The 4,803-nt window shown below is 65.2% G+C and carries 4 protein-coding genes and 1 pseudogene; all 5 read right to left on the bottom strand.

What is annotated here, in order from left to right; all coding sequences use genetic code 11:
• A partial coding sequence (gene sppA, locus PGX04_RS11525; RefSeq protein ID WP_273738639.1) for a signal peptide peptidase SppA occupies positions 1–956 on the bottom strand: 956 nt, incomplete at its 3' end.
• Between the two features lie 90 nt (positions 957–1,046).
• The gene (locus PGX04_RS11520) at positions 1,047–2,414 is read right to left on the bottom strand and encodes a carboxylate--amine ligase (RefSeq protein ID WP_273738638.1); all 1,368 of its coding nucleotides are present in this window, start codon (positions 2,412–2,414) and stop codon (positions 1,047–1,049) included.
• A gap of 90 nt (positions 2,415–2,504) precedes the next feature.
• Positions 2,505–2,939 (bottom strand): nuclear transport factor 2 family protein, encoded by a 435-nt coding sequence (locus PGX04_RS11515; protein WP_273738637.1) that lies wholly within the window; start codon positions 2,937–2,939, stop codon positions 2,505–2,507.
• A 314-nt stretch (positions 2,940–3,253) separates the two neighbouring features.
• The gene (locus tag PGX04_RS11510; protein WP_273738636.1) at positions 3,254–4,135 is read right to left on the bottom strand and encodes a coiled-coil protein; all 882 of its coding nucleotides are present in this window, start codon (positions 4,133–4,135) and stop codon (positions 3,254–3,256) included.
• 313 nt (positions 4,136–4,448) lie between these two features.
• Positions 4,449–4,803, bottom strand: a pseudogene (locus PGX04_RS11505) (glycoside hydrolase family 2 protein); the annotation flags it as partial.

The following is a 4,803-nucleotide window of genomic DNA, read 5'->3' as shown; positions in this document are numbered from 1 at the left end:
GCGATCCCGGCACCGAATGCGTACGCGACCCGCTGGGCCCCCGCGCCGACGCGGGCCATCAGCGGTCGCTCGGGTTCGAACTCCTCGACGGTCACCTCGTCCGTGTCGAGGCGATCGGCCAGTTCGGTCTCGAGTTCCCGCCGCGTGCCGAGGTGATCGACCAGGTCGAGGTCGTGCGCTCGCTCGCCGAGGTAGATCCGCGCTTCGGTGTCGCGGACGAACTCGGGCTCGAGGTCCCGCCCGTCGCTGACCCGCTCGACGAAGGTGTCGTAGTAGTCGTCGATTATCCCCTGCAGGTACTCGCGTTCCTCGTCCTCGAGGTCCTTCAGCGGGGTGCCGGCGTCCTTGTAGTCGCCGGCGGCGAATCGCTCGTAGGAGAGGCCGACCTTCTCGGCGAGGTCGCTGGCGTTGACCCGCGAGCCGATGACGCCGATCGAGCCGACGATGGAGCCCTCTCGTGCCCAGAGCTCGTCGCAGCCGCTGGCGATCCAGTAGCCGCCGCTGGCACAGACGTCCGTCGCGTAGGCGACCGTGGGTCCGTCGAACCGCTCGGCCGCGAGGCGGATATCGTCGCTCGGCACCACTTCGCCGCCGGGCGTGTTCAGCTTCAGGAGGAGCGCCCGCACGTTGTCGTCGTCGTTCGCGCGATCGATCTGTTCGACGACGTCGTCTGCCGGTGTCGCGCCCGGACTCGTGGGGAGCGGGCCGCTACCGCCGTCCCGGCTGATCGGACCCTCGACGGCGACCTCGGCGACGTCGTAGGCCGGAAACAGCGAGCTCGCGAGGTTGCTCGCAAACCGTAACCCGACGAGAACGGCCGCGAGAGCGACCAGCACGCCGAATAGATCCGTCAGCGTCTCCGGATAGACGATAAACAGGGCGACCGCGACGGCGGCGGACGCGAGTCCGCCGAGAGCGACCGTTGCGAGTCGATCGATCTCGCCACTACTGACCACGGACAGCACCTCGAGTCATACCGATACCTGGGGGCGGTTCCCGTTAAGAGTTGGCGGTTATCGGAGCGGCCGGTCCGACACCGATCGGCGCTACGGTCGCCGGGAGTCGGACGGCGACCCGCCGTCGGTCTGGGCCGACCGCGTCGAGTCCCCCTCCGCGGTCGAACTCGTATCGGCCGTCTCCGTTCCGTCTTCGTCCGCGATTTCGGTCTCGATAGCCGCCTCGGTCTCGGCCGGCGGCTCCGCGTCGGACCGACCGTCGAGCCATGCCCGCACGAGGTTCACGCCGTCCTGGAAGAACGGCACCGGATCGTCGGCAACCGCGTAATCGAATCGAGGGTGGCGAACGAGCGACGTGGCGACCTCGCGCGCGGCCGTCCGGAGCGACGGGCGCTCGACGAGCGGGTACTCTTCGGTCGCCACGCTGTGGAGGTAGCTGAGTTCGCCCCGCAAGAGGTGCCCGCCCATCCCGACCTCGTAGGTCGGCTCCGACGCGATCGACTCGCCGGTCGCCAGCCGCCAGTAGTAGTAGGGAAAGTCCGCGCCCGCCCGGACCGAAAAGGGCAGCGACGACCAGAACCGCGGGTTGATCTCCATCAGCTTGAACTCGCCGTCCGCGGGGTCGCGCAGGAACTCGACCATCGCGAGCCCGTGCCACTCGAGTTCGTCGAGCAGGGCGCGGCCGGCGGTCTCGAGTTCGGGAATGTGGACCGATTCCCGGTAGGCGCTGGGACCGCCGCAGTACTTCCAGGCCCGACGCTGACAGTGCTGGAAGGTCGCGACCGGCTCGCCGCGATCGTAGAGCGCGAAGAAGCCGAACTCGTGGACGTTAGGGATCCGCTCCTGGACGATCGGGATGTGTCCGCGTCGCTCCAGGGCGTTCTGCGGGTCCGGTCGCGTGCCCGGTTGCTGGAACTCCGTCGAGCCGATCTCCGCGTCGTCGAACCGCGCGCCGAGATAGTCGGACGAAGCGACGGTGTAGCGCGGTTTCACGATCGTCTCCCGGTCCCAGTCGTCCCACTGATCGAGGAGGGCTGTGTCGGGAGCCGCGACGCCGGCCGCGTCGGCGGCCGCGAACAGTTCGACGCGATCCTGTACCTTCCGAAGGGTTTCGAAGTCCGGCCACGGGGTCGCGACCTCGTCGGCGAACGCGTCCTTGCGCTCGGCGAGCACGTAGATGTCCTCCTCGCGAACCGGAATAATCGTCTCGACATCCGGCCGCTCGGCCAGCGAGAGGAGAGCGTCTCCGTACGCGGCGAGATCCGAGTTGGGGTCCGGCAGGCCGACGAACTCGTCGCGGTACGCCGAGGCGGCCGCCGGAGTCGACCGCGACTCGGCACCGACGATCGTGCGGACGCCGCGCGGTCGGAGCGAGCGAAGACAGGCGACGGTACTCGGCGCGTCGATCCCCGGCACGACCACGCCAGCGTCGTCCGCGTCGTCCCTGTATCGTTGCATGAACAGTGACTGTGGGTCCCGTTCCATTGTTATAGATCGTATACTTCGTCCCGCAGTGGGACATCCCGAGTTAGCCCCCACCGGGCAGTGTTATGCATCGAATACTCGTTGCTCGAGGGCGGTATCCCTGTAGGCGGTACACGCCCCTATCCGTCCGTCGTCCAGGTCGAACACGTGGGCGAACGCGACGTCGAAATTCCGCCCGTCGATCGTCCCGACGTAGGCACCCATTACGACCGTCGTTTCGTCCGTCTCGATGAACCGTTCCGGCAGCGCCTGGAGATGATCGGCCCGCCGGCCCGGTCCCCTGATCACGTTCTCGAGGATGGCCTCGATCCCCGTATAGGTTCGAACGGCACGGCTGCCGGTCGTCGCGTCGGTCCAGCGAACGCCGTCCGCGAGCGTCGCCGCTAACTCGTCCGTTTCGCCGCCGTTCGCCACGGCGTGATTGAACCCGGCGTAGAACTCGGTCGCCCGTTCTCGAGCGGTCGGACTCGCGGCCGACCGGTGCTCGTTCGGTGTCATGACTCTGCTAGCTTCTGCTAAAAACGTGCGCGGGCAAAAGAACAACACCCCCTTCACACGTTCTGAGAACGTCACGCACGCTGTCACTTCGGATCCGCGACGGCCGTCGTGCGATGCCGGCCGGTTCTGAGAGTCGCTATCGGTGCGTGTCGGATCAGCGATTGTCGCCACTGGCAGTGTCCAGTCCGGCGATAGTCGTCACGGCCGGAGCTATCGCGCGTCTACGGACGTCGCCCTCTCGGAGGGAAAAACGGGGACGAAACCGCTCGAGACATCCGAAAATCGGGAGAGAGATCGCGGTAGACGGAATCGACTTAGAGCAGTCCCGTCTTCTGGAGTTTCATCAGGTCCTCGGTGTCGAGGGTCTCGCCTTCCTTGAACTTCTGATAGATTTCCTCGGCCTCCTCCTTGGCCTCCTCTTTCTTCTTGTCGCGCTCGGACTTGCGCTCCTCTTCTTCCTCCTTGTCCAGTTCGCGCAGGCGCTTCTGGACGCGGACGAAGTCCTCGTGGTGCTGGTCGGCGGCCTCCTGCGCCTCGACGAACTTCTCGTGCATCTCGTCGGCCTCGTCGCGGATGTCGTCGGCCTCGCGGTAGGCCTCGATCATCTGGTTGTGGTGTTCCTGGGCCTTGTCCGCCAGCTCCGTCACCTTCTGGTGGTGCTGGGAGGCGTCCGATCGCACTTCCTCGGCCTCATCGACGAGCTCCTCGAGGTCCTCGTTCTGATCGAGCTTCTGCTTGCGCTCCTCGTACTCCTCGCGCTTTCCCTCGATCTTCTCGATGAGCTCCTTTTCCTCCTCGCTCGAGAGGACCTCGGTCTGCTGTTTGAACTCGAGTTCCTCGATCTCTTCTTCGAGTTCGTCGAGATCCTTCCCCTCGTTGAGCTCCATATCCGATTTGAGCTGCTCGACCTTGTCGAACAGCTCGTTGGCTTCGGCGTTGAGCTCGTTGCGTTTTTCCTTGTGTTCCTGGACCTGTTCGTTGAGCTCGTCGCGCTGCTCGCGGTGCTCTTGGGCTTCGTCGACCTTCTCGCGAGTCTTCGCGTTGAGATCGTCGCGTTTAGAAGCGCGCTCGGAAGCCATCTGGTTCAGCTCGTTTCGCCGGTCTCGCAGTTGACCGGCCATCTTGATGAGCTGCCCTTTCGATTTGTTTGCTAGGTCGTCCTCTGTCAGTTCGATGTTTTTCGATTCGTCTACCATGTTACTCAAACCTCTGTGCCATACCCGCACCGGAGAACCGGTTTGACGGCCGTATGAGCCGTTCGCCGACGACTCGGCGAGTGACTCAGCAGTAGCCGTCTCCCTGTTCGAAGCGACTGCTCACGATCTGCGAAACCTCGGTGAATAAGATTTCCTGTCATCGATCGTCGAGCGATACGCGCCCCGGTGGCGTTCTGGTAACCGGTACTACTGCCCCATGTAATTTAAATGTACCGGTCGCAACACCCCTGGAAACCGTTAGCAGGGCCCTCGTCCCGCCGTGTTGGACCGTCCCATTGAGTGAGCCCCGTATTTATATCCGATACGCGTTTCGAACCGTCTGATTACCGACGGCGACTTCGAGGTCGACCCGGTCTGCCGCTGGCGGAATCCGCGCCGATCCGGCGGACGTCGTCTCGAGCGGCCCGACGCTGACCCGTTCGGTGTCCGTGCGGTCGCCGGCCCGCCAGCCGACGATCGGCTCGAGTGCCTCGTGCGTGTCGTTACAGAGGGTGATGCCGATCGTGCCGGGTTCCGGTGGGCTATCGAGGACGGCCTGGACGGGTTCGTAGGACTGTGCGATCGCCTCGGCGGCCCGCTTCGGGTCGCCGTCGGCAGTATGGACACCCATCCCACCGCCCGGCGCGCTGTCCCGGAGCGTCGACGCG

This window comes from Natrinema soli (assembly GCF_028618695.1).
Note: the sequence above shows the minus strand (reverse complement) of the source record. Positions and strands in the feature narration are given on the sequence as shown.

Bases quoted from the DNA above. Each gene is read 5' to 3' on its own strand.
- PGX04_RS11520 (WP_273738638.1), bottom strand. From the start codon at position 2,414: ATGCAACGATACAGGGACGACGCGGACGACGCTGGCGTGGTCGTGCCG.
- PGX04_RS11515 (WP_273738637.1), bottom strand. From the start codon at position 2,939: ATGACACCGAACGAGCACCGGTCGGCCGCGAGTCCGACCGCTCGAGAA.
- PGX04_RS11510 (WP_273738636.1), bottom strand. From the start codon at position 4,135: ATGGTAGACGAATCGAAAAACATCGAACTGACAGAGGACGACCTAGCA.